Below are 24,665 nucleotides of genomic sequence, written 5' to 3'. Positions count from 1 at the left end.
TACCGCGGCGGTGACGCCGCACGGAACACATGGATGTGATGAACCTTGGCGATTGGCTTGGTCGGCGCGCACTGTTATCACCGCATACGGTGGCGTTGTTCGATGCCCAACACGACATGCGCCCGATCACCTACGGCGAGTGGAATGCAACGGCGAATCGCACAGCGCACTTGTTACGCACATTAGGCGTCGAACGTGGTGATCGGGTAGCCACACTAGCTCAAAATTGTGTCGATCTCCTCGATCTCTGGTTTGCTTGTGGCAAAATTGGCGCCATCTTGCAACCACTCAATTGGCGATTAACCCCCACCGAGCTGAGCGACTTGATCGCCGACGGCGAGCCGCGTGTCTTAGCCTACGGCCCTGAATACACCGCAGCCACCCTCCTGCTGCGAGAACGGACTACTTCTGTCACCCATTGGCTCGCCATCGACGGTGCTGCACCGGCGCTTCCACACGATCCGGTCATAACCCAGCGTGATACGCTTTCCGCTACCTATACCCCGGTTGAATTAAGCTGGGATGACCCGTGGGTCATTTGCTACACCGGCGGCAGTACCGGCACGCCGAAGGGTGCTATTCTCACCCATCGCAGCATTGCCGCCAACGCCGTCAATACGGTGATGAGTTGGGGGCTGCGACCCGACGATGTCGCTATTCTCAACGCACCGCTCTTCCACACCGGCGGCTTGAACGTCTTCACCGCACCACTCGTCCAAATCGGTGGTGCCTCGATTGTCTGCCGCAGCTTCAACGTCGATCAGGTCTTCGACTTGATCGATCACGGCCCGGCCACCCTCTTCTTTGGCGTACCGACGATGTTTATCGCTATGCAACAGCACCCACGCTGGCCGACGGTTGATTTTCGTCGTATGCGGATCGTGATCAGCGGTGGCGCCCCTTGTCCCGAACCGATCTTCCACGCCTTTTGGGAACGCGGCATCGATTTCAAGACCGGTTACGGTCTCACCGAAGCCGGCCCCAACACCTTTTGGCTACCACCGGAGCTGGTGCGCGTGAAGCCGGGCGCGGTCGGCTACCCGCTGATGTTCATCGACCTGCGGGTCGTCGCAGCCGATGGCCGGCTCTGTGGTCCCGACGAGATCGGCGAATTGCAGATTCGCGGCCCACACGTCTGTGCCGGCTATTGGCGGCGGCCGACCGAGACGGCGGCAGCTTTCGTCGATGGTTGGCTGCGCACCGGCGATCTAGCCAGCTTTGACACCGATGGGTGTTATCGCATCGTTGGTCGGTTGAAAGACGTCATCATCTCCGGCGGCGAAAATATCTATCCTGCCGAAGTTGAGAGCGTCTTAGCCGGTCATCCGGCCGTCGCCGAAGTAGCATTGATCGGGATGCCCGACCCGCACTGGGGTGAAGTCGGGTGGGCGGCAGTCGTTGTACGACCCGGCAGTAGCTTCGCTGAACAAGACCTGCTCGCGTTTGCCGGCACACGACTGGCCCGCTACAAGCTGCCGAAACGGATTATCACCCTTCCTGAATTACCTAAAACCGGAGCCGGCAAGATTGACAAACAAGGTTTGAAGCGGATGTTTCAACAAGGGACATAACGACCGCATTATGCGATTGGCAGTGGTTTCATGGAACGGAGCGTAATATGAGCAAGATTCCCACCCTCCCCGGGATTACCTCGACGATGGTTCAGACGCCACGGCTGCAGATGCACGTCTTAAGCAATGGCCCGGCTGACGGCGAGCCGATTCTCTTCATTCATGGTAATGCCTCGTCGGCCACCTTCTGGGAAGAGACAATGCTGGCTTTGCCAAGCCGCTTCCGTGCCATTGCGCCTGATCTACGCGGTTACGGCGAGACCGAAGACCGCTTGATCGACGCGACACGCGGTTGTGGCGATTGGGTTGATGATCTGCTGGCCTTGCTCGACACGCTCGGTATTGAGCGGTGTCACGCGGTAGGGCATTCATTAGGTGGAGTGGTACTCTTCAATCTAATCGCCGCAGCACCGCAGCGCATCATCACTGCTACCCTCGCTGCACCGGGTTCACCTTACGGTTTTGGTGGCTGCAAAGGGTTCAATGGCGAACTCTGCTGGCCGGACGGAGCCGGATCGGGCGGTGGCACCGTGAATCAGGCGTTTGTCGAGCGGATGGCTGCCGGTGATACGACGGAAGAGGCCGGTCCGGCTGCGCCACGGGTGGTTATGAATACCTACTACTGGAAACCGCCCTTTCGACCAGCCCGTGAAGAGGCGCTGTTGGCCTCGATGCTGAGTGAGAAGGTCGGACCGCAACGCTATCCCGGTGATTTCAAACCCTCGCCCAATTGGCCAGGTGTTGCGCCGGGCGTATGGGGACCGATTAACGCCATCTCACCCCTGTATGTCGGTAATGCGGTCGAACGTTTCCTCGCCGCCGATCCCAAACCACCCATCCTTTGGATACGTGGGGCCGATGATCAGATTGTAAGCGATATGTCGCTATTCGATGTTGGTACGCTCGGTCAGCTTGGCGTATTGCCCGACTGGCCCGGTGCTGAGCTGCATCCACCGCAACCGATGATCGGCCAGACCCGTGCCGTCCTCGAGCGTTACGCGGCTGCCGGTGGCCGCTTCCGAGAAGTGGTCTTTGCCGATTGTGGTCACACACCATACATCGAAAAAGCTGACGATTTTAACCGCGAATTTCATGCGCATGTGCAGCAGGGTTAAGCCGTAGTGCCGAAGGAGCGAACAATGCCAACGGTACAGGTAGGTGATCTGACCGTGCACTACCTTGAAGCCGGTAGCGGCGAACCGGTTATCTTTGTACACGGCAACTGGGCAAGTAGTGGTTGGTGGCTACGAGTCCTCGAACGCCTTCCAGCCGGGTACCGCGGCCTTGCTCCCGACCTCCGCGGACGCGGTGCCACGCAAGGCCCCGACAACGACTATCTGATGTCATCGTTGGCCGCCGACCTCTGGCACTTTGCCGATGCATTACGGATTGAGCGTTGCCATTTGGTCGGTCACTCGTTGGGAGCAGCAGTTGTGCTACAAGCGGCCCTCGACCAACCGACGCGGGTCGCCACGCTCGCTGTCCTCGCACCGCCGTGGGTTGATGGGATGCCGGATGAGATCTATCAACCGGATCGCCAGCAACTGCTGAAAGACAACCCCGATTTCTTTGCCCAAGCGATCAAGGCGATGGCGCCTACTGCCCCTGAAGATGACTTGTGGCGTGAACTGGTTGCAATTGGGCATAGCCAGCGGCTCAGTGCAGCTAACGGCGCGATCAACGCTTTGCGTGCTTGGAAGCCGGGCAACACGCTGCGAAACATTGGCGTGCCGGCGCTGGTGATGGGTGGCGAACTTGATCCGCTCGTCACCACGGAGACAGTTAAACGCGCCGCAGAAGCGTTAGGGGTTGAAGCCCAGATCATTGCCGGAGTGGGCCATTCGGCCAACCTCGAAGCACCCGACCGGTTTCTGGCGCTGCTCGTACCGCATTGGGCTAAAGTGCGGATTGAAGGAGGAGGGGCATGACAGCACTTCCGATTGGCACGCGCTACAGTCGTAAGCACACCGTTTCCCAAGCTGATATCAATCGGTTTGCAGCGGTAAGCGGCGATACAAACCCGATCCATATCGATCCTACCGCTGCCGCAGCAACGCGGTTTGGCCGCACCATTGCCCACGGTATGCTGCTCTACGGTTACATCCGGGCGGCACTACGTGTGCTCGTGCCAAGCGGGGTACAGCGCACACAAACCCTCAGCTTGACGGTAAGACGGCGTGCAGTGGCGAGACAGTGCTAGCTATCGAGCATGGATAACGTCGTCAACATCCAACGAGACAGGCCGGTTGTCACCCTTACGCTTAACTGACCAGAACACCAGAACAGCCTAACGCCGGAGCTGCTCCATGCATTGCTTGAGGCAATTGCGATTGCGCGCCAACACCATGGTCTGCAAGCTTCCGTTCGTGATAGCCCTTATAACTGGTCAGGCCGTCGATAGCGGTGTACCTAAGTTCTGGCAAGGTATGCTGATTCAGGTCTTTATTTTGGCGGTGTTTGTCATGAGTTACGACATTCTGATGGGCTATACCGGTATTCTTTCATTCGGGCATGCCCTCTTTTTTGGAACGGTGCGTACACTATCGGTATTTTGCTGAAACATGCGGGCTGGGATCTTGGCACAGCACTTTTGACGGTGATCGTCATTGCTATTGGTCAAAGCCTGATCATCGGTCTCCTTTCACTCCGGGTTAGCGGGGTCTACTTTGCGATGGTGATGGCGATTCGCGATAACGAAACGCGGGCGAAGGTGCTGGGCTACCATACCCTGACGTTCAAATTGATCGCGATTACGGTTAGTGGTGTGATGGCAGCGCTCGCCGGTGCGTTCAACGCGCTTTGGAATCTTAACGCGAATCCTGCTGTACTTGGGGTTGGTACGACTATCAATGCACTGCTGATGACGATTATCGGCGGTGTTGGCTCGTTGATCGGGTCGATGTTGGGTGCCGGTGTGATCCAGTTGCTTGGCTATTGGCTTAATGTGTTCTTTGGACCGAGTTGGCCGCTGTTGTTTGGGATTGTTTACCTTCTGATCGTGTTGTTCCTGCCTTACGGTATTATCGGTACATGGCGATTGCGTGGTCCACACCGCTGACGCAAAGGACATTAACGCAAAGGGTTAACGCAAAGGCGCAAAGGGTTAACGCAAAGGCGCAAAGAACGCAAAGGAAGCAAAGGGCACCACCTGTAGGGGCACGGCGATGCCGTACCCCTCGAAGGGCAAAAGGGCGCAAAGGATCACACATCACGGTCTGGCTCCTCAACCACCCACGATTGCACACCGTGCGTCACAAATGAGAAAGGTCGCACAATCACTCCAGCTTCGGTCAATGCACGCTCGATCTCGAGACGGCGGTCGAATGGGCAGGCAAACACCATGAAACCGCCACCACCAGCACCCGATATCTTCCCTCCCCATGCGCCGTGCTTGCGGGCGAGTGCATAAACCTCCTCGACAATCGGTGGTGCGATGTGTGGCGAAAAGGCTTTTTTGACTTCCCAAGCGTCGTGGAGCAAGCGCCCAAAATCGGCAATCCGATGCTCACGCAGCAAGCGCGCCGCTGTATCGACGAACGCTTTTGTCTCGTGGTGGAGACGCAGCGTATCACCTTTGACTAACCGCTGTACCTGATCGGTCATCAAATGGCGGGTAAGTAATTGCCGATCCCCGATATACCCAAGGATCAGACAACTCTCCAACTCAAGCAAAGCGGTCTGATCACTCAGTACCGGCTCGACAATCACGCGGTCGCGGCCAAAATGGTAGACACACATCCCACCGAACACCGCAGAGTATTGGTCTTGCCTACCACCGGGGATACCGAGATCAACTCGCTCGATCCGGTAGGCTAGTTCGGCCAATTGGTGTGGGTCGGCATTCTGACCGGCAACCGCATACAAGAGTTTCAGCATGCTGACCACCAGGGCTGAAGATGAACCGAGGCCAGAACCGGGTGGAGCATCACTAAACATCGTTATTTTGTATCCGGCGGACGAGGGCCGCAGTTGGGGGAGAGCATCGAGTACCGCTTGAGGCAGTGTGAGCTTACCATCCCATTCGCGGTCGCTCACCATCCGGCTTACCTCTTGCAGATCGAGTGAGCGGATGAGGATACCGGGTGTATTGCTCGTTGTCAGCATACACCGGACGTAGAGGTTGATCGTGCAATTAAGCACTTTGCCGCCGTATTCTTCGGCGTAGGGGCTGACATCCGTGCCACCACCAAAAAAGCCGATCCGCATCGGCGCACGCGCTTTATAGATCTTCATCACTTCCTCCGGCCTGTTTCCTATGCCGCGAGGCAAGTATACCAGAAGATGAATATGGGCTGAATTGTTCGGCGCAATAGCATCGGTTGTACCCTGGCGCCGTTGAACCAAGCACCTTGCCGACATCGTATCTCCTCACCAAACGATTGATCTTGACTCAGACTACGGTACAATACCACTATGAAGATCTTTCTAGGTACCGAACACCATCTGCATCATCCACCGTTCGAGATTCTCGATGGGCGACGTGTCGCCTATTTTGAGACACCTCAGCGCATATCGATTATTCTCAACGCGCTAGTCACTGCCGGCTTTCCGTCACCAATTGCCGTCCCACCGGCAACGCTCGCCGATTTGCAGACGGTGCATACGGCCGATTATCTTGCTTACCTTGCTCATGCCTACGAACGGTGGCAAGCTGCCGGTTTGACCGCACCGGTCTTGCCGTCGGCATGGCCCTTACCCGGCTTACGCCTACGCAGCGATTGCCCACAAGCTGCGGCCGGACGTTACACCTTTGATCTGAGTGCACCGATTATGGAGGGAACCTTTGCCGCAGCCTGCTCGGCTGCCGGCGCTGCTTTGGCCGGAGCAGATGCCCTCTTGCAAGGCGAACGATTCGCATACGCGCTCTGTCGTCCACCCGGCCATCACGCTGCGGCAAATATGGCCGGTGGTTATTGTTTCTTGAACAATGCTGCGCTTGCTGCCGACCGATTAGCACGTAGTCACACCGGTGGTGATACAACGTGGGCCTTGCGCGCACCGACGGTGGCGGTACTCGATATCGACTATCATCACGGCAACGGTACCCAGAGCATCTTCTATGCACGTAATGATGTGCTGACTGTATCGTTGCACGCCGATCCGGCCTATGAGTATCCGTACTACCTCGGCTATGTCGATGAGCGGGGGACAGGAGCCGGTGAGGGGTACAATCTGAACATACCACTACCGCACGGAATCGACGATGCCGGTTATCTGGCTACCCTCGACCAAGCATTGCAAGCAATTGCCGATTATGGTCCACGCTACCTTGTCGTCTCGGCCGGATTCGACACCTTCCATGCCGATCCACTTGGTCATTTTGCCCTCACAACGGCAGCCTATCGGTCGATTGGTATGGCTATTGCCCGGCTTCATCTGCCGACGCTTATCGTTCAAGAGGGCGGTTACGCCATTGATGCCCTGGGCGCAAATGTAGTCGCGTTACTAACCGGAGTAGAAACCTATGCTACCCCATAACCGGGTCGATCAACCACCTACCCCGCTGACGTCAACGTGGGGTTGGCGTGAATTGGCGATCACCCTTGTGATCATCGGTATAGGCGGCGCAATCACCATCCTCGGTCTTCGTACCCTCAACGAAATCGCCAACTGGGACACGTCACGCGGCTTTATCAGCCCGCCAGTCTATCTTGCCGGTATGTTGCTCTATCTCATTATTGGCGGTGCCATTCTCGCCGTGATCGGCCCACGAGCCGGCTGGCGTGATTTGGGCTTGCACTGGCCGCAGTGGTTATCTATTGCGCTCGTACCACCGGTCTTTATCTTTGGGATGGGGATGATGATATTGACCAACGCTACGGTGACCTTCTTGATCGGCGATTTCCAAAACCCGCAAATCGAGAGTCTTTCCGGCGGTCAACCGTTTGGCAGCGGCGAACTGTTCACCTTATGGATCTTAGTGGGTGGGATCGTCCCGGTGGTTGAAGAACTCTTTTTTCGTGGGGTACTCCACCATCTGCTCCGTCGTTACTTCAACGGTATCGTGACGATCATACTCGGAGCAGCAATTTTTGCCGTCGTTCACTTTATTCCTCAGCTCATCCCTGGCCTGTTCATCGCCGGCTTGTGTCTCGGCTACCTGCGCGAACAAAGTGGCTCGATCTGGCCAGGTGTCATCTTCCATATGCTACAAAATACGTTTGCGCTGCTGGCGATGGCGCTCATGCTGGCGACAGGGGGGTAACCGCCTCAACTCAATATTAACACGGCGGCAAGGCAAAACCACTATCTTGCCGCCGTACAGGATCAGTATCGTTTTGTTATTAGCTAAACTTATTCTGCTGGATGGTGCTAGCAGTCAGTTGGATGAATGCAGGAGGATTACCCACCTTGCGAATATTCGCCCGTGTACCCTTATACCACGGAATAGTGGTCTTCGGATCGGTGTAACCGCTCACCAACGAGTTTGACGTACCGCGCCAATGATACATGACCATAAAGATCGTCCCCGGCTTTACTGCGTCGGTTACGTAGGCCATGTAGATCGCATTTCCCTCCTCGTTGTAAATCTCGATCAAGTCACCCGACTTGATGTTCAGCTTCTTCGCATCATCGGGATTGATCTCGGCATACGGTAACGGATTAGCAATTTCCCGCTCCGGCAAATGCCGGTCGTGATACGTCGATTGCCACAGATGCTGAATCCGTCCGGTGGTAACCCAGAAGGGATACTCCTTCGCTTTGGTACCCTCGAGATACTTCGCTACTTCGGCAGGATACCCCTCCCAATCATCGGTAGCGTACCACTTGAACTTTCCATCGGCTGTCCCAAACTTAGAGGTATAGCGGCGCAGGGTTCCAACCAAATTCTTCGTCTTCGGATCGCGCCGTACCGGCGTGCGAATGCCTTCTTGACCTTTTTGCTTGAGGAAGGCGTAGGTTACCCCTTTGTAATTCTCGGCCTCCAACGTCGCCTCATCCTCTTCACTCACCTGATTATCTTTAAACTCCTGCGCCCCTGCCAAGAAGACGTCTTCATCGGTCTTCCAATTCTTGCCAAACTCAAATTTCGCAGCCACATCATTTTGTTTCGCAGCGCGGTAGAGTTTGGCGATCTCCTCACCCACCAGCTTAAAGATCTCCCAATCCGGCTTCGCCTCACCGGGTGGATCCATAAACTTCTCGTACAACCGTAACAGACGGCTATTGCAATTGATGGAGGTATCATTTGCTTCACCCCAGCCGGCAGCCGGCAGAATGAGATGTGCATCCCGTGCTGTTTCGGTCATGTAAATATCTTGCACCACCATAAAGAGCGCATCAGGATCGTTATAGAGTGCCTTGAGGATCGCATCGATTCGGTCTTGAATAGTAGCGGCCTCACCACTCTCACCCAGCGCTTTAGTCAGTTTCGTAGTGCGCTCGTGAATGCGCTTGCGGAAAATCTGATTATTCGGCGTTGAGAGGTAGGGATCATTCGCAATGACCCAATAAAATTTCCCTTTACCGCCGATCAAGAACTTATCGACATTGACGGGCGGGCCACCGTTGTAGATCGATCCCGGCGTTGGCGCCGGCGGTCGCACATACCCTTCTTGGTGCCCACCTTGGCGACCACAGCCGGTACCGGGCCGACCGATGTTGTGCGTCAGAACCGCAAGTTGCACCAGGGCCGCCACTTGGTCGTAATTTTTCATGTTCCAAATGATGCCCTTTTCGTAGATTGTGAGCGTGCGGCGCTTAAACTTATTGGCTTTGGGCTTTGCAATCCAGTCTGCCGCCTGCTCGATTTTGGCTCGCGGCACACCGGTGATCCGCTCAACGTTAGCCATAAAGTCGGCGTACTTCGTATCTAGTTTGAGGTTCTTCTGCTTATACTCCTCAAACAGTTTCATATCGGTCCGCGCTTTGAGGTAATCAAGATCGTAGTAGTTCCGCTCCCAAACTACGCGGGCAATTGCATGAGCGAGGATATAATCGGTGCCAAAATTTGGTTGGAGCAGCAGCACCTGATTTGAGGCGACTGCTTCAGCCACGGTGTAGGATGAAGTCTTACGAGGGTCAATAACAATCAGATACCCTGGCTCTGCCGGTTCACCCTGATCAAAGGCCTTACGCTTCTCGGCGAAAGTCGCACCTTGGATGTTGGCAAGAATATGCTGAGTATACAAAATCGTCGCCGTCTCATACGAATTGGCACCCCAGAGTACCACTGTATCGGCGAGACGAGCATCGCTATAGTCGTAATTCAGCTCATGCACACCGCGCTCACGGCTCCCCCATACTTCAGAATTGTAGGCGGGCCGATTGTGGATCGCAATATGCTTTACCGACAACGCATCAAAAAACAACTTACCGGCACCATAATTATCTTCAAAACCGGCCCCGGAACCACCGTGGTCGTAGCATTTCACTGCGATATTATCATCATTCTTGTCACGGTCGCGGATACCCTTGATCACCCCGGCGATCAGGGCAAGCGCATCCTGCCATGTAATGGCTTGGAACTGATCGCCAACTCGCAGCAACGGATACGTTAAGCGATCTTGCGTACCGCGATCAAGGCTCCACACGGTGAGCGCGTTAGCACCGCCGCGATACGAATAGTTGCCCTGATTAATCGGGCTATCCATTGCCGGAACGATCACCACATGATACTGACGCCCATCCTTGCCCACGGTGATCGAGTGCATTGTTTCGGTATAGCTTTGACCTGCCAATGCCGGTTGTGGTTTTGAGAGATCGCGCTTAAAGGCATTGGTAGTTGCAGCGACATCACCGCTTTCGCCGACCGGCCAAACATATACTTTATAGCCACAACCAACGTTGCAGAACTGGCAAACTGTGTTGTACTCCGCCGCATTGGTAGGTGGGATTGGTAATTGATCGAAGCGTGGGACAATTGCCATAAGTGACTCCTTTGCGTATTAGATATTCTTCACCCGCCCCCAGATCAGGCCATCCACTGCTGTCGCATAAATATCACCCTTTTTATCAACGGTGAGGGTGATTTGCGGTAACCACGAGCTGGCTAATCCTTGATAGGTTTGACCGGCTTTGGCTGGATCAAACATCGAGAAGTGACAGCGGCAGATAAATCGCTCCCCTTGATACTGCACCGGACAACCCATATGGGTGCAGGTTCCAACAAAAGCGACAATATCCTGTTGCGGACCGACCCCACCTACAGCCGGCTTACCTAATTTCACCAAATAAGCCGGGCTGGAAGCATCAGGATAGTTGAACGTAACCGGTTTGTTGGGACTAAGTTGAGAAACATTAGCGATTTTAACCGATTTGTACGGTAAACTCGGTGCTCGCCAAAGATTTAATTTACTTCCGGCTGCCAAAACGCTCTTTCCCCACGACGAAAGTACGGCGGCAGTAATCGCCGCAAATCGTAAAAATCCCCTGCGCGATAGTACTCGATGCATAGGCGTTTACTCCTATTTAGTTGATAGATTCGTGTGGAATGCATATTAACACATTTAGGAATGATTGTCAAGAGAGAACGGTAGAACAATGTTTTTCATAGTTACAATATTTTCTGAATCAAGAATAAAAACTTTATAATTCCATTATTTACCATCTTATGGTTTCGCTCGCAATAATATCCATAAAAACCTTTTACCGCCCGCTCACTTACTTATATTGTTGGGCAAGCGGCCAAACCGTTTGCGTATGCTTGCTTAGTCACCCGCGCTACCCGGCCTCGCCGAATGGTAATAGGGCAAGATTGCGATAGTATCACGGTTGCGGCGCGTCAGCACAGGCGTATCGCCATACCGAATAACCTGATCTCTTTATGTTCACTACGACCGGCAACTGTTCGTCACTATATGTTTGCGATGAGTAGTGAATTCTTTTCCTCATACTACCGTCCGCATCTCTACACTGCGATTGCCTGCACATCTAACCGCTAACGGCACCGAGGTGAGATTGTGGAAACTCACGAAGAACAACTTGCTACATTACACCGGTTGCGCGAGCGAGCAATGCAGGGAGGTGGTGCTGAACGAATTGCCCAGCAGCACGCACACGGCAAACTGACGGCTCACGAACGGTTGGCTCTGTTACTCGATCCCGGTTCGTTTCAAGAGATCGGCGCGCTGGCGACCAGTATCACCGAAGACGACGAGCAGCGTATTCCTGGCGACGGCACCGTCACCGGATTCGGCAAGATTAACGGGTGGCGGGTCGCCGTCTATGCGCAAGATTTTACCGTGATGGGTAGGTCGTTCTCGACAGTGCAGGCTAATAAGATTTGTCGAATGCAAGACCTTGCCATTGAAAGTGGGATTCCGATCATCGGCCTGAACGATTCGGGTGGCGCACGTATTCAGGAAGGTGTACGCTCCCTTGCTGCTTACGGCGAGGTCTTTGTCCGCAATGTACTGGCCTCAGGCGTCGTACCACAGATCTCGGCGATCCTTGGCCCCTGTGCCGGCGGTGCCGTCTATTCGCCGGCTTTGACCGACTTCGTGATTATGTCGGAATCGACCGGCTACATGTTTCTGACCGGGCCTGATGTGATCAAAGCGGTGTCGGGTCGCGACATCTCTACCCAAGAATTGGGAGGCGCGGCGGTGCATTGCACGCGCAGCGGGGTCGCCCACCTCTCCGCAGCCGATGATCGCGCGGTGATTGAGTTGATTAAGCGGCTACTGAGTTACTTACCGCAAAACAACAACGAGGATCCGCCACAAATTATGCCCTACGACCGCGCCGACCGACAAGAGCCGATCCTCAATACGCTCGTGCCGACGGACGAACGCCAAGGATACGACATTCACACCCTGATCGACCTCGTGTTCGACCACGATAGTTTTCTCGAAATCCAACCCCTGTTTGCCCAAAATGCCGTGGTTGGTTTTGCCCGTCTCGATGGCTATGCCGTCGGTGTCGTCGCTAATCAACCGGCAGTGATGGCCGGCACCCTCGGTATCGATGCCAGCGATAAGATCGCCCGCTTCGTTCGTATTTGTGATGCCTTCAACATCCCACTCATTACCTTTGTCGACACACCGGGATTCTTGCCCGGCATCGAGCAAGAATACGGTAGAGTGATCCGCCACGGCGCTAAAATTATTTACGCTTACAGCGAGGCTACCGTACCAAAAATATCAATTGTGTTACGCAAAGCTATCGGTGGAGTGTATGTAGCTATGTCAAGTAAACAACTACGCTGCGACCTCAACTTTGCGTGGCCATCGCAAATTGCGGTGATGGGTGCCGAAGGTGCCGTGCGCATCTTATGCCGTGATGAATTGCGCGCTGCTGCCGATCAGACAGCACTTATGGCGCAATTTGTCGCTGAATACCACCGCAAGTTTTTAACCCCTACCACGCCGCCGACCTCGGCCAGATTGATGAGGTGATTGAGCCGGCAGAGACCCGACCACGGCTGATCCGAGCGCTTGAGATTTTGCGGACTAAGGTGCAGCAGAATCTACCACGCAAGCACGGACTCTATCCGTCGTAGCACTGTGCGAGGAGGGACCATGGAGAATCTTGGGTTTGGCTTGCTGATGACCGTTATCGGGATGGGCCTGGTCTTTGCCGTCCTGGCGCTGTTGTGGGGATTACTCACGCTCCTCACCCGGTTTGACCGACCGGAAGCTTCCAGCTCGACCGAGCCGGCGCCGGAGAGTGCATCAAGCCCAACCGCGCAGCTCACGGCTGATGAGATCGCGGCAATTGCGGTAGCCCTTACCGTTCACGCGGCTACGCTGCGCCGTGAAGCCGCACCTACGGTGCGCAGCTATTGGCCGGGCAGCCTGCTCTTTGCCAGTCGTGGGGTGGCCGCCGGACGAGCGCGCCAGAATCAGAGTTGGCAACGAAGGAGATGATCCGCAATGCGTCGTTATCAACTGACGATTAGCGGGAAGAGGTATACGATTGATATTACTGAGCTGAGGAGCGACCGTTTCATCGTTCAACTCAACGGGCGCGAATTCGAGGTGCAACTGAATGATAGTGGCGAGATCGGCGAGATAGCACCACGCCCAACATCGGCACCGGCGCCACCCGTACCCGCTACTGCCGCGCCGACACCTCACCACCGCCGACCACCTTACCGCCATCGCCCGCCATCGGCGACAACCTGATCCGAGCATCGATGCCGGGTACGATCTTGCAAATCGTGGCCCAACCCGGCACGAAGGTCAAACGTGGGCAACCGATCATTGTGCTAGAGGCCATGAAGATGAACAACAGCATTGGTGCACCGCGCGATGGAGTTGTGGCCGCAATCCTGGTCAAAACCGGACAGAGTGTTGGTTATGGTGAACCGTTGGCGCAAATGACCGAGTCATGGGTGAAAGCTATCCTACCCGAAGTAATACTACTATGGAAGAACTAGTCCTGCGGCTCCTCCAGGGAATCGGGTCGGTGACATGGCAATCGCTGGTGATGATCGCGGTCGCCGGTCTGTTGTTCTACCTCGCGATTGTGCATGACTACGAACTACTCCTTCTCTTGCCGATTGGGGCCGGTGCGCTGTTGGCTAATTTACCACTCTCACCGCATCCTCGGTGATGATGGTATGTTGACCATTCTCTACCGCACCGGTATTAGCAACGAACTCTTTCCGTTACTGATTTTTATCGAGATCGGCGCACTCACCGATTTCAGCCCATTGCAATCTAACCCTCGTATGGTCTTGCTCGGTGCAGCCGGCCAATTCGGCATCTTCGGCACGCTCCTTGCTGCACTTGCCCTCGGTTTCAGCCGGGAAGAAGCGGCGTCAATCGGGATCATCGGCGCAATCGACGGCCCCACCTCGATCTACGTTTCAAGCCTGCTTGCGCCACACCTGCTTGGACCGATCACGGTAGCGGCGTACAGTTATATGTCGTTGATACCGGTCATTATGCCGCCAATTATCAACGCACTGACCACACCGGACGAACGGCGCATCCGCATGGCATACGTAGAACGGCCCATTAGCCGTGGTACCCGCATCCTGTTCCCGATTGTGACGACGATCGTCGTCGGCACCCTCGTCCCATTCGCCATTCCCTTGATCGGCATGCTGATGCTCGGCAACTTGATGCGCGAGTCGGGGCGGTCGAACGGCTCACCAACACTTCATCACGTGAATTGGCGAATATCGTTACTCTCTTTCTCGGTCTGGCTATTGGCTCAACGATGGAAGGGTCACGCTTTCTCCAACCATCAACATTAGCGATTCTCGCGCTCGGCATTCTCGCCTTTGCACTGGATACCGCCGCCGGCTTGCTGTTCGGCAAGCTGCTGAACCTGCTCAGTCGATGCCGTTTTAACCGGATCATCGGTGCTGCCGGTATCAGTGCCTTTCTGATGGCGGCACGTGTCGTGCAAAAGATCGCGCACGACGAAGATTTCGAGAACTTTCTGTTGATGCATGCGATGGGTGCAAACGCTGCCGGCCAGGTAGCGAGCGTCGTGGCCGGTGGTGTGGTGTTAGCCTTGATGGGAGCAGGGTAGACGGCCTGCTGCGCCTACCGACAGGTAGAGCGCTCTAGGCGTTGTGGTATATTTAGAACTACTAAATAATTTACCGTCACTAAACATCTGCCGGTAGTAGCGGTTTCTTTTCCACACAACATGTGCAAGGTCGACTATACTGCTCTTGCACCTAGATTGCCGCAGGGTGGATGTGGGAGCACCATACTGCACCTCATTTCAGATTAGAGGAGCGTGATATGCCCAAAACCGAGCGCGTAGCCGAATGGATGAGCGAGAACCCCATCTGCGTACCCCCAGATTTCTCGGCGTTGGCCGCCTATGAGCGAATGCGCGCGCGTGGTGTGCGACGGATGCCGGTCGTTGATAAGCAGGGAAAGCTGGTCGGGATCATCACGCGCAGCGACATTGAGCAGGCGATGAGCCATCCGCGCGATGAGGAAGAGCGGCGTTTGGCTCGCTTCAACCTAGCCGGACAGACCGTTGCCGACTTGATGACCCCAAACCCGCTCACCATTGCTTCGAGTGACTCGATTGGTAAAGCGGCGTTGATGATGGTACGGGCACGGGTGAGTGGATTGCCGGTCGTTGATGACGGACAGCTCGTCGGTATTATCACCGAGTCAGATATTTTCCGGCTGGTCGCCAGCACATGGGCAGCGGAAGCAGAAGAAACGGAATCAGCTTAGTTCGTGGTCAAGACCCACGTTAGATGGCTCGTCAAGTGGCTGAGGGCGCGACAGGTACCACGCTCTCAGCCAGCTCGTGATAAAACTTAGTAGGATCAAGCTGTTGTTGGTCACCAAAAGAGAGTGGTCCCATCGATATAACAAACACGGTGAGCCATTATCAAGCGGCAACGTGAGATCATGTATCTCGCTCACATCCCTCATCACGTAATCCTCAGCCCTAGCCAAATGGGGCCTCATCGTGTATAACTCTCATACCGGTACCGCACATCGTTGCGCACAAGAGGCAGCCAATGAAGCAACGGCTGGCGAGGGTAAGTTCCTCACTTCGGCCTACAACGATGCCGGACCGTCTGTTCAACTCGACTGTACGATGGTGCAGCGCTCGGCGAGCTGGTCACACGAGAGTTGCCCATTTGCACCGGTACCGGATGGTTGTACCGAAAGGCGCCATCCACCGACCGACGACACGCTCCGGTATCAGCAACGTCACGAGCGAACTGCTCGGTTCATCCGAGATGGCTTGTTATGGCCTCGATAGCCGCGAATTGCGCGTTCCCGGTCTCATCTCAGCCACGCCCCCATCCGGTGGCGGCACTACTCACTGATGGATATGACCGATGGTATTCGGGCTACCCTCGAACTGAGGTCAGCCGACCGTGATCGATGACGCTACGCCAATGTCTACAACATTCCAAGACTTGAGTGCTACACCTGCCGAATTGGCTGCTGCATTGACCCAACGGCTGCTCCACAGGCGCATCACCGCCGAAATACAAGCCTACCGTCAGGCACTTGCCGATTCGTGGCCGCACGCTCGCGACGATAGTGCGCTCCGTGCCAATTGGGAATGACAACCGCAGTACGATTGTGAGCAGATGGTTGATGAGATGCTACGTGTGATGCAACTGCACACCGAACGCGATTACACCAATCCTGGTTGAGGAGAAAGACACGCTATGCCACACGAACGTCTTGCCGAGCTGCTCCGGCAGCACCTCGATCAACTCAGTGACGAACGACGACGCAAAGGGTTTGAGCGGGTGATAACTGAACGTATACCAGGTGATGGTATACGCGGGCCACGCTATCGTGTGGCCGGCTACGAGCAGCCCTTTATCCGTATGAACTCGAATAGTTATCTCGGTCTGGCAGCCGATCCACGCCTGATCGCAGCCGCAGAAGCAGCTACGCAGCGGTTCGGGGTTGGACCGGGCGCGGTACGGTTTATCAGCGGTACCTTAGAACCACACGTCACGTTGGAAGCACGACTGGCTGCATTCCACCAGCGTGCGGCTGCGATGCTCTTTTCGAGCGCATATGCGGCGGTATTGAGTGTGATTACCTCGCTGACCACCCCTGAAACGGCCATCATCAGCGATGAACTTAACCATAACTGTATCATCAACGCGATTCGCTTGGCCCGCCCCCGCGAAAAACTCGTCTACCGCCACCTCGATCTCGCCCAACTCGACGAAGCCCTACACCACGCTGCACAAACCTGCCGGCGGGCTATCGTGGTGACCGATGGAATCTTTTCGATGCGCGGTGTGTATGCACCACTCGATCGCATTGCTGAATTGGTCGCACGTCACGATGCTGCATTTGCCGAGAATGTACTGCTGATCGTCGATGACTCGCACGGCGTCGGTGCCTTTGGCGCAACCGGTCGCGGAAGTGAAGAGTATTGCGGCGTACAAGCCGATTTGCTGATCGGAACACTCGGTAAAGCCTTTGGTGCGAACGGTGGCTATGTGGTCGGATCGCAGATCGTCATCGCTAGCCTGCGCGAAACCGGTCCAACATACATCTACTCCAACCCGATTACCGCTGCCGAAGCGAGTGCTGCTCTGACCGCCCTCACTATTCTTGAGAGCGCGGAGGGTCAAGCGCGACTAGCTCATCTCCGAGCGATGACCGAACGTTTTCGGCAGGGCTTGCGCGAGAGGGGGTTCGAGACGTTGCCCGGCGGACACCCAGTTGTCCCACTTTTTGTGCGCGATCCGGCTGCGACGACAGCCCTTGTCGATCAGCTCTTCGCCCGCGGTGTGCTGGCGACTGCGATAATGTACCCGGTCGTGCCGCGTGGCGATGATAGCATCCGTTTCCAGATAAGCGCCGAACACACGCCCGCCGACATTGATGAAGCACTCGCTGCGTTACGGAACTAAGCCGTGCTACCTATACTCTTTGATACCGTAGAACTCGACAATGCAATTGCTACGGCATCGCTCTGCTATTGACAATCCACGAATTTCCAACGTATGATGAAAACATTGAATGTTTATCATTCCAAATGAAGTTCTTAGCATAACACACAGGTTATCCCGCATGACGAAACACGTACATTTGCTGTACGATTTTGCCCGCCCACACACCATCATTGCCACCAGTATTCAAGTCATTACAATACTCATCATTGTGGCAGGTTGGCGACCACTGACACCCGATCTGATCGGCCTGGCCATCGCCACGCTCATTGTGTGTCTCGCGCTCAATCTCTACGTTGTCGGGATGAACCAACTAACCGACATCGAGATTGATCGGATTAACAAGCCATGGCTGCCAATCGCCGCCGGACGTTTGAGCATGCGTACCGGACAAAGAATCGTTGTTGTAGCTTTAGTCATTGCTCTTACCGGGGCGGCGATCTTAAGTACAGCCCTGTTGATCACGGTGTCTGCGATCGCCTTGATCGGTTCGCTCTACTCGTTACCCCCGCTACGCTTAAAGCGACATCCGCTGGCTGCCGCATTGAGTATTGCCAGCGCGCGCGGGGCCATTGCCAACGTCGGCTTGGCGTTTCACTATCAGAGCCGCCTCGCCGTCGATTTGCCATTGACGACCATCATCTTGGCCGGTATCTTCTTTTTTGGGTTCGCCCTCGTCATTGCACTCTACAAAGATTTGCCAGATGCGCATGGTGACCGGCTGTATCAGATTGAAACCCTTACCACGCGCTTAGGTGCTCGGCGGGTGTTGCAGTTGGGTCGAGTACTACTCTCGCTCTGTTATCTGTTACCAATTGGCGTAGGGTTGTGGTCATTACCGGCGTTTGCCGCCGGCTTTCTCGTCCTGAGTCACGCAATTGTGATCACACTCTTTTGGTGGGCTAGTTTTCGGGTGGATGTGAGTCAACAGCAATCAATTACCAATTTCTACATGTTTTTGTGGAGTATTTTCTACTCTGAGTTTGCATTACTCAGTATTTATCAATTGACCGAGCCGTTCTAGCGCTATGCATACGAATTGGCTTACCATCATCATCGATCTGATCAAGCTTGGTCGCCCACTACATCTCCTTGGTGGGGCGATCTTTTATGGCATAGGTGTAGCGGCAGCCGGCCCCGAACTACCCAATAGCTTCCTTGCCGGGCTAGGTCTGATGACGGTATTGAGCGCTCAGTTGATGAATCATTACAGTAACGACTATTTCGACCGAATGGCCGATGCGCTCAACCCAACACCTACCCAATGGTCGGGTGGTAGTCGGGTGTTACCGGAAGGACGCTTGCCGGCGCAGGTAGCACTCATCGCGGCACTGAGCTGGGGCGGGATTGCAATCGGTTTGGCTCTCGGGTGTGTGGTGTTGTCGCCTAACCCGACCCTCAGTACAATGATTCTCGGTAGTTCCATTCTGCTCGCGTGGGTCTACAGCGGACCACCCCTTTATTTGCATCGGCACGGTTGGGGCGAAGTTGTCGGAGCGTGGTTAGTGCCGGGGGGAACGGCCATGACCGGTTTCGTCCTGCAAACCGGTACCGTACAACCGGTTATCGGGCTAGTGGTTCTGCCGCTCTGCTTTCTCCAATTTGCCATGCTCATCGCTGTTAGCTTACCAGATGTCGTGGGTGATCGGGCTGCCGGCAAACGCACCTTAGCCGTCATATTTGGCCCACACCGCGTTGTGCAGTGGCAACGTGGCGCCATTATTGCTGCTTTGGCCTCGTTGCCACTCCTCGTCGTCGGTGGTGTGCCGTGGCCGGTGGCCGTTGCTCCGTTGGCGGTAACCCCAATCGGCATTTGGCTGATTGCACGCCTCCATACCGGAGCTTGGGCCGATCCTACAGCGTGGGATGCACTCGGCTTTTGGAGTATCGGCCAACTTGTGGGGAGTGCCGGTCTGATGCTCCTCGCCTTCACGTTTGCCAGATGATAACGCGCAACATCAGACCGTGCCGTTTACCACAGTGCAAAGACACGGCTCGGCCCACCGGAACCGGCTGCGATCTTCGGCGCACCGACAACCAACGTTGCACCGCTCGGTGGGATCGATTCAAGATTAGCCAGATTCTCTAGTCCCCAACGATTTGTCGGTAAGATCGTGTAGTGAACGGCAAAGGTGGTCGACGGACCGTGATCCAAGCTAAGCGTATCGACTCCGATCCCGCTAATATTACGCTCGGTCAGCAGAAAATCGACCGCATCCTTCCCAAAACCGGGGAAGTGCATCACACCGCTCGAGTCGGTATTGCGGAAAAGCTCGACCGAATGGGCACGTGCTCCCCAACCACTAGCCATCAGAACGGCTGCGTCATTAGGAATCCGACCATAGCGCCGTTCCCATGCCCTAATATCATCGGGCGTTACCACCGTATCGGGATCGCGTGCTGCCCGTTCGCTGATATTGATCACAACTGCCGGCACTACTAATGAACGTACCGGTATCTGATCGACAAACAATCCGTTGGGAGCAAAATGGACCGGTGCATCCATATGCGTACCGGAATGTTCCCAATAGTTGAGAACGCTCCCGTAATAACCGTCACGGTCGTGGAAAACGACCGGCGTAATCTGGAAGGGAGCAGCACCCGGAAAGAGCGGGAACTGCGTACCGAGCAGATGGGTCAGATCGGCAACGTTATTAAAGCTAACCCGGGTTACAGGAGCCGCCTCAGCAGCCATCGGTGCGGCTACCGCAGCAATGGCTGCCCCCAACCCGAACTTGAGCAAGCTGCGGCGACTAATCTCAGGCGATTGGATCGATTCGATAAAGCGCGGTGGGCACATCGCAATCCCCTCTTTGCTCTAGACGGCGAAAACAACCTGCAATACCGGCAGCGTAACAAAACACGCTACTACGCAGACTCACATCCGTTCCACTTGCCCAGACAACGACTGTGGTTGCAATACTGTCAATAGTACCGGGCAGAGACGTTCGAGATCGGCTTGTAGTGCCGCCATTTCGCTATCACTCACCTCACCACGGTAGCGAATAGTATAGCGCAGACCGGTCGGGACGACCGGCACCTCGGCACTGACTGCCAACGTTCCCCGGTAATCGATTTGACCCGTCACTTCAACATGGATTTCATCAAGTGCCAACTCACGATCGGCAGCAATCGCCAATGCCGAATGGGCCACGCAGCTCGCCATCGCAGCCAATAACAACTCAGGTGCATTCGGACCGAGATCGTACCCGCCGAGTGCCGGCCCCGAATCGCTCAAGACCGTATGATCACGTACCCGCACCGGACGCAAACCGGTCCCCGCGGCAACCGTCACCGCAGCTCGTAGCGTCACCGGTGTTGGTGGCTGAGCAACTAGTTGAGCGCGGAATGCCGCCAATGCTTGTCGTTTACGCCCCAAAAACTCACGCAAACTCCAAATTGGTGCCATGAGATGCCTTTCCAATGCCATCAATCGGCGGCACGAGCGTATGTAAGAAGACTCTACACACGTTTCCCAAAAACCAGTGTATATACTACAGATTACCGGGAATTTGGATTGGCGGCATTATCGCGCAAAATGATTAGACTGTCAAGCGTGCGCGATCCACAAGGAAGATTTTTCCGGCTACAATTACAGATACAAAGCAGGTGCGCCGCTCGATGAAACATCATAGTTCTAGCGCACCGGGAGAAATGCCATGCTGTATAACGAGATCGCGACCATTAGTCTACTGATTCTCCTCTGCATCGCCTCTGTAGGCGTAGCGGTCTACATCTGGTCACTTCAACAAGCACCGGGTGCGCGCGAGTTCCTGGGTATGTTAGCGGCCATCTTCATATGGAGTGCTTGCACTGCACTAGAGCTGGTTTCACCTACAATGGTCGAAAAGGCGTTCTGGCGCATTGCCCAACAACTCGGGATCGTTTTGCTCCCGCCGACCTGGCTGCTCTTTACCTTTGCCTATCTTGACTTCCGACCATGGAGTCGTTCACGGGCGCGCTGGCTTCTACTATTTTTACCAATTGTAAGCTTCATAATGGCGGTGACTAACGATCAGCATCATCTGTTTTTTCAAACGCTCCACTTCGATGAAGGCCCGCCGCCGATGCTCACCATTACACCCGGTCAATGGTACTGGCTGCACATTGCCTATTCCTACCTCTGCCTCATCTCCGGTCTTGCCCTGATTACCGGTGCCTTCTGGAATGCCTCCCCTCTTTTTCGCCAACAAGCGATTCTTATCGTGATAGGACTGTTGTTTCCTTTTATCACAAACTGGGCGTATCTCAGTCAAATCACACACTTGGGTGTTGATCTTACCCCCATCGCATTTCTCTTTTCAGCACCATTTATCGTAGTGGGTTTGTACCGCTACCGATTTCTCCACATTGTACCAATCGCCCGTAATCGCCTGATCGAAGTGATGGCCGATCCGATGATCTTGGTTGACCGACACGGGTATATTGTTGATTACAATCCGGTAGCTCAACAGTTATTTAGCATACCTAAGCAATCTTACCAACCGTTGGTAAACGTTCTCCCTTGGCCGGAATTATACACAGTTGCCGATACACTCGAGACGGTACGCGCTGAATTAAACTGCCCGGTCCATCCCGACCGATTCTTCGATATTACGATTGTCCCGGTCGAAAGTCATGACGGTAGTCCGAGTGGTCGTCTGTTCGTGTTTCGTGAAATTACCGAACGTCGACGAAACGAGCAGCGCATCAAAGAAATGTTCCAACGCTTTACCGACATTATTGAGCATACACCACTCGTAGCGATCCAACGCTTCGACCGTCATGGCGTGATCCTGGAATGGAACGGAGTCTGCGAACAATTTTACGGATACACTGCCGCTGAAGCATGTGGCCGGCGCTTACAAGACCTGATCCTGAGCGAAAATGCAGTTGCCGAGTTTGAACAGCAAATAGAGTACATTTGGACAACCGGTCGACCTGTACCACCTCGAAAATGGCAGATCCATACCAAAAACGGCGAAGAGCGTTGGCTCTATTCGGCCATGTTTCCGCTGTTTAGTCAAGGAAAGGTGAGCGATATTGTTTGCATGGATGTTGACATCACCGACATCTACCGGGCCGAGGAGAATCTGCGCCGACAACGCGACCAGTTAGATGCCCTCTACCGACTGACGCTCGACTGGCTCAACCGGCGCGACGGGAAGGATTTACTGCAAGCGATTACCGATAGTGCCCATCGTTTACTCGATGTTCGTTACGTGGAGTTACTCCTCGCCGAAGATGACCATACCCTCGTTGTCCGTGCTTGTACGCCACCGCTTCCGACCCATATTGCCCGCCGAGAAAGTCCTGCAAGCGCACCACTTTCTTGGCGGGCATTTCAGAACCGCCAACCCGAAATTGTATTGGATTATACGCAGTGGCCGGAACGCACTCCAGATTATGAACCCTTGAACTTGGGGCCAGCAATGACACTTCCCATTATCGTGGGTGATGAATGCTTGGGTGTTATCGGCATGGCCCGTGCGCGACAGGAAAACCCTTTTTCATCTGATGAAATCCAGCAGGCCGTCCTTCTCACGCAACTTGCTGCCCTTGTCCTCGACAATGCGAATCTCTACGCGCAGGCCCAACGTGAGCTTGCCGAACGGAAGCAGGCTGAAGAACAGCGGGCCAAACTGCAAGCCCAGTTAGTGCAGGCTCAAAAGATGGAAGCGATTGGGCAACTGGCCGGCGGGATTGCCCATGATTTCAACAATATCTTGACGGTTATTACCGGTAGCGTTGAGTTAGCACTTCTGGAAATCAATCCCGATCACACAATCTACCCGGAACTTGAGGCAATTCGTCAGAGTGCAGCCCGCGCCGGTGAGCTGGTGCGACAACTGTTAACATTTGCCCGTCGCCAACCCGGTCAGCCGCAGTTCGTAGATGTGAATCGCCAAATTAACGATACGATGAATATGATGCGCCGTCTGATCGGCGAGCACATCCAACTCCAGTTACAATTAGACGAACATATCGAACGGGTGATGATCGATCCATCACAACTTGAGCAAGTATTGATCAATCTGGTTGTTAATGCGCGGGATGCGATGCCTAACGGCGGGGAACTGACCATTCGCACGACCAGTCAATATCTTTCAGTCAATGATTTGCCACCATTGCGGCAAATCCAGGCCGGTAAGTACGTGCTGCTCTCGGTTTGCGATACCGGTGTAGGGATCGCCGAACAGATTCGGCCACACATCTTCGAGCCTTACTTTACGACCAAACCAATGGGCAAGGGTAGTGGGCTAGGACTGGCAATCTGCGATGGAATCGTCACTCAACATGGTGGGTTTCTCACCGTTGATAGTCAGCCGGGGCATGGAAGTTGCTTTACCGTTGCACTCCCGGCAGTGGTCACGGAATTGCAACAGGTTGTTAACATGCATACCGCGGATACAACAACAAATATAACCGGGCACGAAGTGATCTTGTTCGTGGAGGACGACCCGAACGTTCGCCAACTCGGCGTCCGGTTGTTACGCGAGCACGGCTATGCAGTGCTCGAAGCGAAGGACGCTAACGAAGCACTGCAATTGGCCCAACAGTACGGTGATAGGGTGCAGATTTTGATCACCGATGTGGTTTTGCCACACACCGATGGCTTAACCTTGGCTCGACAGCTCCAATCGGTATTACCACACCTCCATATCATCTTAATGTCAGGGTATCTCCAACGTATGCTCGCCGATGGTAGCACACCACCCTACCCGGTGCTCTCCAAACCGTTTAATCGTTATCAACTCTTATCGCTCATTCGGCAGACGATTGATCGAGTAGCATAAATACTGATACGT

The 24,665-nt window shown here is 54.7% G+C and carries 24 protein-coding genes and 2 pseudogenes; 21 read left to right on the top strand and 5 right to left on the bottom strand.

Translation table 11 applies throughout. From position 1 onward, the window contains the following. Positions 1-29 precede the first annotated feature (29 nt). From AC01ZF_RS09410 to AC01ZF_RS09385, 6 genes are all read left to right on the top strand, one after another. Complete coding sequence (locus AC01ZF_RS09410) at positions 30-1,571, top strand: acyl-CoA synthetase (protein ID WP_424676981.1); 1,542 nt, start codon at positions 30-32, stop codon at positions 1,569-1,571. A gap of 47 nt (positions 1,572-1,618) precedes the next feature. Beyond that, positions 1,619-2,686 carry an alpha/beta hydrolase gene (locus AC01ZF_RS09405; RefSeq protein WP_428111588.1) on the top strand — a complete coding sequence of 356 codons (1,068 nt, stop codon included), beginning with the start codon at positions 1,619-1,621 and terminating at the stop codon, positions 2,684-2,686. A gap of 24 nt (positions 2,687-2,710) precedes the next feature. After that, a complete protein-coding gene (locus AC01ZF_RS09400; RefSeq protein WP_428111590.1) occupies positions 2,711-3,499 on the top strand; it encodes an alpha/beta fold hydrolase in 789 nt (262 codons plus the stop codon). After that, positions 3,496-3,771, top strand: coding sequence for a MaoC/PaaZ C-terminal domain-containing protein (locus AC01ZF_RS09395; RefSeq protein WP_428131696.1), 276 nt, complete (start codon positions 3,496-3,498; stop codon positions 3,769-3,771). Before AC01ZF_RS09400 ends, AC01ZF_RS09395 begins: the two co-directional genes overlap by 4 nt. Positions 3,772-3,937: 166 nt before the next feature. Next, positions 3,938-4,129 carry a hypothetical protein gene (locus AC01ZF_RS09390; protein WP_424676985.1) on the top strand — a complete coding sequence of 64 codons (192 nt, stop codon included), beginning with the start codon at positions 3,938-3,940 and terminating at the stop codon, positions 4,127-4,129. Continuing rightward, positions 4,123-4,629 (top strand): branched-chain amino acid ABC transporter permease, encoded by a 507-nt coding sequence (locus AC01ZF_RS09385; RefSeq protein WP_424676986.1) that lies wholly within the window; start codon positions 4,123-4,125, stop codon positions 4,627-4,629. The genes AC01ZF_RS09390 and AC01ZF_RS09385 overlap by 7 nt, the downstream gene beginning before the upstream one ends. Positions 4,630-4,772: 143 nt before the next feature. Here the strand turns inward: AC01ZF_RS09385 and AC01ZF_RS09380 are convergent, their stop codons facing one another. Then, complete coding sequence (locus tag AC01ZF_RS09380) at positions 4,773-5,804, bottom strand: GHMP family kinase ATP-binding protein (protein ID WP_424676987.1); 1,032 nt, start codon at positions 5,802-5,804, stop codon at positions 4,773-4,775. A gap of 180 nt (positions 5,805-5,984) precedes the next feature. Between AC01ZF_RS09380 and AC01ZF_RS09375 the strand changes: the two genes are divergently transcribed. Then, positions 5,985-7,049 (top strand): histone deacetylase family protein, encoded by a 1,065-nt coding sequence (locus AC01ZF_RS09375; protein ID WP_424676988.1) that lies wholly within the window; start codon positions 5,985-5,987, stop codon positions 7,047-7,049. Then, positions 7,036-7,776, top strand: coding sequence for a CPBP family intramembrane glutamic endopeptidase (locus tag AC01ZF_RS09370; protein ID WP_424676989.1), 741 nt, complete (start codon positions 7,036-7,038; stop codon positions 7,774-7,776). Before AC01ZF_RS09375 ends, AC01ZF_RS09370 begins: the two co-directional genes overlap by 14 nt. Positions 7,777-7,855: 79 nt before the next feature. On the opposite strand, the gene AC01ZF_RS09365 is transcribed toward AC01ZF_RS09370, so the two are convergent. Together AC01ZF_RS09365 and AC01ZF_RS09360 are read right to left on the bottom strand one after the other, a co-directional pair. Beyond that, a complete protein-coding gene (locus AC01ZF_RS09365) occupies positions 7,856-10,441 on the bottom strand; it encodes an arsenate reductase (azurin) large subunit (RefSeq protein ID WP_476575313.1) in 2,586 nt (861 codons plus the stop codon). A gap of 18 nt (positions 10,442-10,459) precedes the next feature. After that, a complete protein-coding gene (locus AC01ZF_RS09360; RefSeq protein ID WP_424676991.1) occupies positions 10,460-10,966 on the bottom strand; it encodes an arsenate reductase (azurin) small subunit in 507 nt (168 codons plus the stop codon). 507 nt (positions 10,967-11,473) lie between these two features. Between AC01ZF_RS09360 and AC01ZF_RS09355 the strand changes: the two are divergent. The 12 genes and pseudogenes from AC01ZF_RS09355 (at position 11,474) to AC01ZF_RS09300 (ending at position 19,823) form a co-directional block, all read left to right on the top strand. Next, a pseudogene (locus AC01ZF_RS09355) lies at positions 11,474-13,014 on the top strand (acyl-CoA carboxylase subunit beta). A gap of 19 nt (positions 13,015-13,033) precedes the next feature. Next, positions 13,034-13,381 (top strand): OadG family protein, encoded by a 348-nt coding sequence (locus tag AC01ZF_RS09350; RefSeq protein ID WP_428111597.1) that lies wholly within the window; start codon positions 13,034-13,036, stop codon positions 13,379-13,381. A 6-nt stretch (positions 13,382-13,387) separates the two neighbouring features. Continuing rightward, positions 13,388-13,639, top strand: coding sequence for a hypothetical protein (locus tag AC01ZF_RS09345; RefSeq protein WP_428111599.1), 252 nt, complete (start codon positions 13,388-13,390; stop codon positions 13,637-13,639). Positions 13,640-13,650: 11 nt separating this feature from the next. Continuing rightward, the gene (locus tag AC01ZF_RS09340; protein WP_476575312.1) at positions 13,651-13,893 is read left to right on the top strand and encodes an acyl-CoA carboxylase biotin carboxyl carrier protein subunit; all 243 of its coding nucleotides are present in this window, start codon (positions 13,651-13,653) and stop codon (positions 13,891-13,893) included. After that, on the top strand, positions 13,881-14,069 hold the full coding sequence (locus AC01ZF_RS09335) for a sodium ion-translocating decarboxylase subunit beta (RefSeq protein WP_476575311.1): 189 nt from the start codon (positions 13,881-13,883) through the stop codon (positions 14,067-14,069). Before AC01ZF_RS09340 ends, AC01ZF_RS09335 begins: the two co-directional genes overlap by 13 nt. After that, positions 13,987-14,999, top strand: a pseudogene (locus AC01ZF_RS09330) (sodium ion-translocating decarboxylase subunit beta). Before AC01ZF_RS09335 ends, AC01ZF_RS09330 begins: the two are co-directional and overlap by 83 nt. Positions 15,000-15,217: 218 nt before the next feature. Continuing rightward, positions 15,218-15,667, top strand: coding sequence for a CBS domain-containing protein (locus AC01ZF_RS09325; protein WP_424676994.1), 450 nt, complete (start codon positions 15,218-15,220; stop codon positions 15,665-15,667). A gap of 431 nt (positions 15,668-16,098) precedes the next feature. Next, positions 16,099-16,275, top strand: coding sequence for a hypothetical protein (locus AC01ZF_RS09320; RefSeq protein WP_424676995.1), 177 nt, complete (start codon positions 16,099-16,101; stop codon positions 16,273-16,275). Between the two features lie 72 nt (positions 16,276-16,347). Beyond that, complete coding sequence (locus AC01ZF_RS09315; protein WP_424676996.1) at positions 16,348-16,521, top strand: hypothetical protein; 174 nt, start codon at positions 16,348-16,350, stop codon at positions 16,519-16,521. A gap of 105 nt (positions 16,522-16,626) precedes the next feature. Then, positions 16,627-17,838: an aminotransferase class I/II-fold pyridoxal phosphate-dependent enzyme gene (locus tag AC01ZF_RS09310; RefSeq protein ID WP_424676997.1), complete on the top strand. Its 1,212-nt coding sequence runs from the start codon at positions 16,627-16,629 to the stop codon at positions 17,836-17,838. Between the two features lie 109 nt (positions 17,839-17,947). Next, positions 17,948-18,901: a homogentisate phytyltransferase gene (locus AC01ZF_RS09305; protein WP_428111606.1), complete on the top strand. Its 954-nt coding sequence runs from the start codon at positions 17,948-17,950 to the stop codon at positions 18,899-18,901. Between the two features lie 4 nt (positions 18,902-18,905). Beyond that, positions 18,906-19,823 (top strand): prenyltransferase, encoded by a 918-nt coding sequence (locus AC01ZF_RS09300; RefSeq protein ID WP_476575310.1) that lies wholly within the window; start codon positions 18,906-18,908, stop codon positions 19,821-19,823. 26 nt (positions 19,824-19,849) lie between these two features. Here AC01ZF_RS09300 and AC01ZF_RS09295 read toward each other — a convergent pair whose 3' ends face one another. Both AC01ZF_RS09295 and AC01ZF_RS09290 read right to left on the bottom strand, forming a co-directional pair. Then, positions 19,850-20,677, bottom strand: a complete 828-nt coding sequence (locus tag AC01ZF_RS09295) for a cyclase family protein (RefSeq protein WP_424677120.1) — start codon at positions 20,675-20,677, stop codon at positions 19,850-19,852. Between the two features lie 78 nt (positions 20,678-20,755). Next, a complete protein-coding gene (locus tag AC01ZF_RS09290; protein ID WP_424677119.1) occupies positions 20,756-21,286 on the bottom strand; it encodes an OsmC family protein in 531 nt (176 codons plus the stop codon). A gap of 250 nt (positions 21,287-21,536) precedes the next feature. On the opposite strand from AC01ZF_RS09290, the gene AC01ZF_RS09285 reads away from it, so the two are divergent. Then, complete coding sequence (locus AC01ZF_RS09285) at positions 21,537-24,653, top strand: histidine kinase N-terminal 7TM domain-containing protein (protein ID WP_424677118.1); 3,117 nt, start codon at positions 21,537-21,539, stop codon at positions 24,651-24,653. Positions 24,654-24,665: the final 12 nt, after the last annotated feature.

The sequence above is a fragment of the Chloroflexus sp. genome, from assembly GCF_056331925.1.
This window is presented reverse-complemented; position numbering and strand designations above follow the sequence as displayed.

Coding starts and splice junctions, on each gene's coding strand:
- AC01ZF_RS09410 (WP_424676981.1), top strand. CDS start 30: ATGGATGTGATGAACCTTGGCGATTGGCTTGGTCGGCGCGCACTGTTA.
- AC01ZF_RS09405 (WP_428111588.1), top strand. CDS start 1,619: ATGAGCAAGATTCCCACCCTCCCCGGGATTACCTCGACGATGGTTCAG.
- AC01ZF_RS09400 (WP_428111590.1), top strand. CDS start 2,711: ATGCCAACGGTACAGGTAGGTGATCTGACCGTGCACTACCTTGAAGCC.
- AC01ZF_RS09395 (WP_428131696.1), top strand. CDS start 3,496: ATGACAGCACTTCCGATTGGCACGCGCTACAGTCGTAAGCACACCGTT.
- AC01ZF_RS09380 (WP_424676987.1), bottom strand. CDS start 5,804: ATGAAGATCTATAAAGCGCGTGCGCCGATGCGGATCGGCTTTTTTGGT.
- AC01ZF_RS09375 (WP_424676988.1), top strand. CDS start 5,985: ATGAAGATCTTTCTAGGTACCGAACACCATCTGCATCATCCACCGTTC.
- AC01ZF_RS09370 (WP_424676989.1), top strand. CDS start 7,036: ATGCTACCCCATAACCGGGTCGATCAACCACCTACCCCGCTGACGTCA.
- AC01ZF_RS09365 (WP_476575313.1), bottom strand. CDS start 10,441: ATGGCAATTGTCCCACGCTTCGATCAATTACCAATCCCACCTACCAAT.
- AC01ZF_RS09360 (WP_424676991.1), bottom strand. CDS start 10,966: ATGCATCGAGTACTATCGCGCAGGGGATTTTTACGATTTGCGGCGATT.
- AC01ZF_RS09350 (WP_428111597.1), top strand. CDS start 13,034: ATGGAGAATCTTGGGTTTGGCTTGCTGATGACCGTTATCGGGATGGGC.
- AC01ZF_RS09345 (WP_428111599.1), top strand. CDS start 13,388: ATGCGTCGTTATCAACTGACGATTAGCGGGAAGAGGTATACGATTGAT.
- AC01ZF_RS09340 (WP_476575312.1), top strand. CDS start 13,651: ATGCCGGGTACGATCTTGCAAATCGTGGCCCAACCCGGCACGAAGGTC.
- AC01ZF_RS09335 (WP_476575311.1), top strand. CDS start 13,881: ATGGAAGAACTAGTCCTGCGGCTCCTCCAGGGAATCGGGTCGGTGACA.
- AC01ZF_RS09325 (WP_424676994.1), top strand. CDS start 15,218: ATGCCCAAAACCGAGCGCGTAGCCGAATGGATGAGCGAGAACCCCATC.
- AC01ZF_RS09320 (WP_424676995.1), top strand. CDS start 16,099: ATGGTTGTACCGAAAGGCGCCATCCACCGACCGACGACACGCTCCGGT.
- AC01ZF_RS09315 (WP_424676996.1), top strand. CDS start 16,348: ATGTCTACAACATTCCAAGACTTGAGTGCTACACCTGCCGAATTGGCT.
- AC01ZF_RS09310 (WP_424676997.1), top strand. CDS start 16,627: ATGCCACACGAACGTCTTGCCGAGCTGCTCCGGCAGCACCTCGATCAA.
- AC01ZF_RS09305 (WP_428111606.1), top strand. CDS start 17,948: ATGTTTATCATTCCAAATGAAGTTCTTAGCATAACACACAGGTTATCC.
- AC01ZF_RS09300 (WP_476575310.1), top strand. CDS start 18,906: ATGCATACGAATTGGCTTACCATCATCATCGATCTGATCAAGCTTGGT.
- AC01ZF_RS09295 (WP_424677120.1), bottom strand. CDS start 20,677: ATGTGCCCACCGCGCTTTATCGAATCGATCCAATCGCCTGAGATTAGT.
- AC01ZF_RS09290 (WP_424677119.1), bottom strand. CDS start 21,286: ATGGCACCAATTTGGAGTTTGCGTGAGTTTTTGGGGCGTAAACGACAA.
- AC01ZF_RS09285 (WP_424677118.1), top strand. CDS start 21,537: ATGCTGTATAACGAGATCGCGACCATTAGTCTACTGATTCTCCTCTGC.